Origin of the sequence: Streptomyces sp. HSW2009 (genome assembly GCF_040240285.1) — a bacterium.
GTDB lineage: Bacteria > Actinomycetota > Actinomycetes > Streptomycetales > Streptomycetaceae > Streptomyces.
On the sequence record NZ_JBEHZD010000590.1, the window covers coordinates 1 to 4,485 of the forward strand.

5 protein-coding genes and 1 pseudogene are annotated in these 4,485 nt (G+C 72.3%); 3 read left to right on the forward strand and 3 right to left on the reverse strand.

The window, feature by feature from the left end:
* Nucleotides 1-124: 124 nt before the first annotated feature.
* A complete protein-coding gene (locus AAHZ94_RS29075) occupies nt 125-1,012 on the forward strand; it encodes an ABC transporter permease (protein WP_502964816.1) in 888 nt (295 codons plus the stop codon).
* Between the two features lie 82 nt (nt 1,013-1,094).
* Here the strand turns inward: AAHZ94_RS29075 and AAHZ94_RS29080 are convergent, their stop codons facing one another.
* Nucleotides 1,095-1,415, reverse strand: coding sequence for an Rv1322 family protein (locus AAHZ94_RS29080; protein ID WP_349996618.1), 321 nt, complete (start codon nt 1,413-1,415; stop codon nt 1,095-1,097).
* 211 nt (nt 1,416-1,626) lie between these two features.
* Here AAHZ94_RS29080 and AAHZ94_RS29085 point away from each other — a divergent pair, with 211 nt between their 5' ends.
* Nucleotides 1,627-2,661, forward strand: a complete 1,035-nt coding sequence (locus AAHZ94_RS29085) for an LLM class flavin-dependent oxidoreductase (RefSeq protein WP_349996620.1) — start codon at nt 1,627-1,629, stop codon at nt 2,659-2,661.
* Nucleotides 2,662-2,837: 176 nt separating this feature from the next.
* On the opposite strand, the gene AAHZ94_RS29090 is transcribed toward AAHZ94_RS29085, so the two are convergent.
* Nucleotides 2,838-3,230, reverse strand: coding sequence for an SCO5389 family protein (locus tag AAHZ94_RS29090; RefSeq protein WP_349996621.1), 393 nt, complete (start codon nt 3,228-3,230; stop codon nt 2,838-2,840).
* 212 nt (nt 3,231-3,442) lie between these two features.
* Between AAHZ94_RS29090 and nucS the strand changes: the two genes are divergently transcribed.
* On the forward strand, nt 3,443-4,105 hold the full coding sequence (nucS, locus tag AAHZ94_RS29095; RefSeq protein WP_349996623.1) for an endonuclease NucS: 663 nt from the start codon (nt 3,443-3,445) through the stop codon (nt 4,103-4,105).
* A gap of 172 nt (nt 4,106-4,277) precedes the next feature.
* Here nucS and AAHZ94_RS29100 read toward each other — a convergent pair.
* A pseudogene (locus AAHZ94_RS29100) lies at nt 4,278-4,485 on the reverse strand (hypothetical protein); the annotation flags it as partial.

The following is a 4,485-nucleotide window of genomic DNA, read 5'->3' on the forward strand; positions in this document are numbered from 1 at the left end:
CCTGGTCACCGAGGAACTGAAGGAGAAGGCCGCCCAGGCCGCAGCCGTCGCGCCCGCCCCGCAGCCGCACCCTGTCGGCGCGCCAGCGGGGGCGCCGGTGGGTGCGCCGCACGGCCAGCCGGTCATGCCCGCGCCCGGGTACGGCATCGGTCAGCCGCAGGCGCCGGCCGCGCCCGCCCAGGCGTACGCCCCGGCCGGCTTCGCGCCCGGCGGCTACACCTCGCCCATCCCGATCCAGCCCACCCGGTTCAGCCATGCGCTGGCCTCCGAGTGGACGAAGATCAAGTCGGTCCGCTCCACGGTGTGGACGCTGGCCATCATGGTGGGCCTGGTGGTCGGCATCGGGCTGCTCACCGCGACGGGGCTCGCCAGCGGCGATACCGATCTGGACGGCGAGTCCCCGCTGGCCTTCGGCTTCTTCGGGATGCTGCTCGGCGTGCTGTGCGTGATCACCCTGGGGGTGCTGGTCGTCTCGGCCGAGTACAGCACCGGCATGATCCGTACGACGCTGACCGCCTGCCCGAGCCGTGGACGGGTGCTGGCGGCGAAGGCCACCGTGTTCTTCGGGCTCACCTTCGTGGTGACGCTCGCCTCGACCGCCGTGGTCGGTCTGATCAACGATTCCCTGCTCAGCAGCTCCAAGGGTGCGGGCGCCACCGGTGGCTCGGAGTGGTTCAAGGCGACGGTCGGGGTCAGCCTCTACGTGGCGCTGCTCGGGCTGCTCGCGCTGTGCGTCGGCTCGATGCTGCGGCACTCGGCGGGCGCCATCACGATCATGATCGGCGTCGTGCTGCTGCCGCTGGTGCTGGCCCTGTTCATGCGCGGTGAGGCGCTGGAGACGCTGCGCGAGAAGCTCTTCGAGTACTCGATCCCGAGCCAGCTCGGCGTGATGTTCAGCAACACCGTCACCGACTCGGGCCCCTCCGGCTGGGACCCGCTGCTGATCATCGTGATCGTCTCCGGCGCCGCGCTGGCCGGCGCCTTCACGCTGCTGGAGCGGCGGGACGTCTGACCCACGGCGGGGCCGCGTGCCCCTCGGCACGCGCCCGCCGGTCACCACGGGCCTCCGGGGCCCGTACCCGCGCGCGTGCCCGTCAGTGGCGTGGCGCGTTACGAGACCGCTGGAGCCGTGCGCTCCGGCGGTCTCGCGCGTTCCAGCAGGCGCGGTGCCAGTGCCGGCGGTCGGCGACGCCCGCGTACTGCTGCCAGGCCACCAGGTGGCCGACGCCCGGCGGAATCTCCTGGTCACACCCGGGGCAGCGGTAGTACTTGCCGGCGGCGGCGCCCGCGACCGGGCGCACCAGCCACTCCTCCCCCTGCCAACTCTCCGTGCGCTCCAGGGCGGAGGAGCCCGACGTGGAACGCTCTGCTGGCTGCTCGCCGCCTCGCGGCGGACGGTTTCGGCGCGGGGACACGGGACACCTCGTGGGCTCGGGCGAGACTACGGACCGTTACCAGAGTACGGGCTGTCGTCACGGCCTGGGACCCCCGGAGCAGCACGCTCCGCAACATCTCCCGATCATCATGAAAACTTCTTGCCAGGCCGTGCCTTTGGCACGTGACAGGCGTTAATGCCTCCCGGGAGGGCCGCGTCGGTCGGAACGCTGCAAGAGGAGGCAGAGAGCGATGCGCGTTGGAGCATTCGTCCTGGCAGGGCAGTTCCCGGGCCAGGGCCAGAGGGAAGCACTCCGCAGGGCCATCAGGACCGCGGAGGTCGCCGAGGAGTCCGGACTCGATGCGGTCTGGCTGGCCGAACACCACTTCATTCCGTACGGCGTCTGTCCGTCCGCCACCACCCTCGCCGCACTGGTGCTCGGTCGCACCCACCGCATCGGCGTCGGTACGGCGGTGAGCGTACTGTCCACGACCCACCCCGTCGCCCTCGGCGAGCAGGCGGCACTGTTGCACCTCACCACCGGCGGCCGGTTCACGCTGGGCGTGGGGCGCGGCGGACCCTGGGTGGACCTGGAGGTCTTCGGCACCGGGCTGCGGGCGTACGAGGAGGGGTTTCCGGAATCGCTGGACCTGCTGCTGCGCTGGTTGCGGGAGCCGGCGGTCGGCGCGGACGGAGAACAGTACGCCTTCCGGGAGGTGCCGGTCGTACCGCGGGGTGACGAGTTCTTGGACGGGGTGGCTGCCGACGGTCCGCCGATCGTCGTGGCCTGCGTGTCGCCGCGCGGCGTACGGCTGGCTGCCGAACGGGGACTGCCCATGTTGCTCGGCATGCACTGCGGGGACGAGGAGAAGGCGGAGATGGTCGCCCTGTGGCGGCGTACGGCGCTCGCCGCCGGCCACTCCTCCGAGGCGGTTGCCGGCGCCGACCACGTCTCGATGGGGGTCCTCCAGGTCGCCGACAGCCGCGCGGACGCGACCCAGACGCTGCTCAAGGCGATGCCGGGCTGGCTACGGCAGGGCCTCGACGCGTACGTGACGGTCGACGGGCGGCAGCGCGCGATGCGCGATCCACGGGCCTATGCGGAGCAACTGTGCGCCCTGCACCCGGTGGGGCCGCCCGAGCTCTGCGCCGACCTGCTGGCGGCCAGCGCGGAGCGCACCGGCATCGACCGGTTCGCGTTCCTGGTGGAGGGTTCGGGCGAACTGACCAGCACGGAGGAGAACGTCCGGCGGCTGGGCGAGGAAGTGTTGCCGCGCTGTCGGTGACGGCCCGCGCGTGCCCCGCGCCGGCGGCATCCCGTCTGCGCGGGGCACGGCGTCCGGCCCGGCCACCGGGAGGGCTGGGAGCCGTCCTACGGGGCGCACGGGGCGGCCCGTGCGGGAGGGGCTGCCGCCCCGTTGCGTTCAGCGTGCGTGGCGTACGGAGCGGCAGCCCGGGCACATCAGCAGTCACGCAGTTCCGGTGACTGGTTGAGCAGTTGCCCACGGATGGAGGTGAAGCGGGCGAACCGGTCGTCGGCCGCGGGGTCGAGCGGGAAGACCGCTACCCGGTGGCAGTTCTGGAAGGCCAGGCGGACACCGAAGTGCCCCTCCAGCGAGCCGCGTATCGCGTCGCTGGCCAACGCGCGCAGCAGTTGCCCGCGCGCCTGCTCGTCCGGCGGCGGGACCTGGTTGTCCGCGAAGTCACCGCCGTCCACCTTGAGCCGGGCCACCAGAGAGCTGACCATCTCCCACGCGTACGGCAGGGAGGTCCGGACGCAGTCGACGAATTCCGCTTCGTCGACCTCGCCTCGCTCGGCCTGTTCGAGCAGGGCCGGTGAGACGTCGAGCGACATGGGTTCTCCTCTCGTGACCCCGGGGCCGGGGTCCTGCGGATGGGGGCCGGGGGGCCGCGACGCAGCGTACTCGGGCGGCAACCCGCTGCTTCAACGGTAATTCGGGCCACCGTGCCGGCACCAGGACGTTGCACTCACTACCGGCCAACGCCGAACGGGCGGGCGGCGGGCGAATCGCGTGCACGGGTCGGCGTCGAGTAGCGTTGCCGACCATGCGTCTCGTCATTGCCCGCTGCTCCGTTGACTACGCGGGCCGGCTCACCGCCCACCTCCCCTCCGCGCCCCGGCTGATCCTGGTGAAGGCCGACGGCAGCGTCTCGATCCATGCGGACGACCGGGCCTACAAACCCCTCAACTGGATGTCTCCGCCCTGCACCCTCAAGGAGGGCGAGGACCAGGTGTGGACCGTGGTGAACAAGGCGGGCGAGAAGCTCATCATCACCATGGAGGAGGTGCTGCACGACTCCTCGCACGAACTGGGCGTCGACCCGGGTCTGATCAAGGACGGCGTGGAGGCGCACCTCCAGGAGCTGTTGGCCGACCGGATCGAAACGCTGGGCGCCGGCTACACGCTGATTCGGCGCGAATACCCCACCGCCATCGGCCCGGTGGACATCCTGTGCCGGGACGCCGACGGCGGGACCATCGCGGTGGAGATCAAGCGCCGGGGCGAGATCGACGGCGTCGAGCAGTTGACCCGCTATCTGGAACTGCTCAACCGCGACCCGCACCTAGCCCCGGTCAAGGGCGTCTTCGCAGCCCAGGAGATCAAGCCGCAGGCCCGGGTGCTCGCCACCGACCGCGGCATGTCGTGCGTGGTCCTCGACTACGACGCCCTGCGCGGCATCGAAGACGACAAGCTCCGCCTGTTCTAGCGGTGCTGGCTGGTCTGGCTGGTTCGGTCGTACTGGCCGGGTTGGCCGGGCTGGCCTCTGCTGGCTGGTCCGGTGGGAGCAGCCGGGGGCGCGCCGTAGGGGGTACTCGCCGTGGCCCGTCCCGCGCTCGCCGGCTCCCGCCGTAGCCAGATCTCGCCGTAGCCGGCTCCGGTCACCGCGCCTGCCGCCACCGCGGGTCCTGCCGGCCACCGCCGGAGGCCCCTGTCCGGAGCGGCTCCCGAGATTCCCGCCCGACGTTCCTGCCCGGGGGGGGGGGGGGGGGGGGGGGGGGGCGGGGGGGGGGGGGGGGCGGGGGGGGGCCCCCCCCCACCCGCGGCGGCGTGAGTGTGGGTGTGGGTGTGGGTGTGGCGGGGTTATGC